Origin of the sequence: Brevundimonas sp., from assembly GCF_018608325.1 — a bacterium.
Taxonomy (GTDB): domain Bacteria; phylum Pseudomonadota; class Alphaproteobacteria; order Caulobacterales; family Caulobacteraceae; genus Brevundimonas.
In genome coordinates this window covers 10,011-10,525 of record NZ_JABAZW010000066.1, presented here as the reverse complement: position 1 = coordinate 10,525, position 515 = coordinate 10,011, and the positions used below count along the sequence as shown (strand labels likewise).

Below are 515 nucleotides of genomic sequence, written 5' to 3'. Positions count from 1 at the left end.
GCGGAAGATGTCGCGGGCGCGCGCGTCCAGCCCCGCCAGCCCCGCAAGAGACTGGCCGCCATCGAACGGCGGGGTTTTGGGGGCATACAGGCTCACGGTTTCAGGATAAGCACCGCCGCCACAGCTTCCAAGGGATCAATCTCCATGCGCCATTCGAAACGCACCGACGATCAACTGCGCACCGTGACCATCGAGACCGGCGTCAACCGTTACGCCGAGGGCTCGTGCCTGATCAGCTTTGGCCACACCAAGGTTCTGGTGACCGCCTCGATCGAGGAAAAGGTCCCGGGCTGGATGCGCAATACGGGGCAGGGCTGGGTGACGGCGGAATACGGCATGCTGCCGCGCGCCACCCACACGCGCGGGCGTCGTGAAGCCGCTGCAGGCAAGCAGTCGGGCCGCACCCAGGAGATCCAGCGTCTGATCGGCCGCAGCTTGCGCGCCGTGGTCGATCTTAAGGCGCTGGGCGAGCGTCAGGTGCTTATCGACTGCGACGTCATTCAGGCCGACGGCGG

The 515-nt window shown here is 66.2% G+C and carries 2 protein-coding genes; one reads left to right on the top strand and one right to left on the bottom strand.

Annotated features, from left to right (window positions below; translation table 11 throughout):
- On the bottom strand, window positions 1-90 hold a 90-nt coding region (locus tag QZ281_RS06985; protein WP_292226439.1), incomplete at its 3' end, for a hypothetical protein.
- 54 nt (window positions 91-144) lie between these two features.
- Between QZ281_RS06985 and rph the strand changes: the two genes are divergently transcribed.
- Window positions 145-515 (top strand): ribonuclease PH (rph, locus tag QZ281_RS06980; RefSeq protein WP_292226430.1); only part of this gene is annotated, 371 nt, incomplete at its 3' end.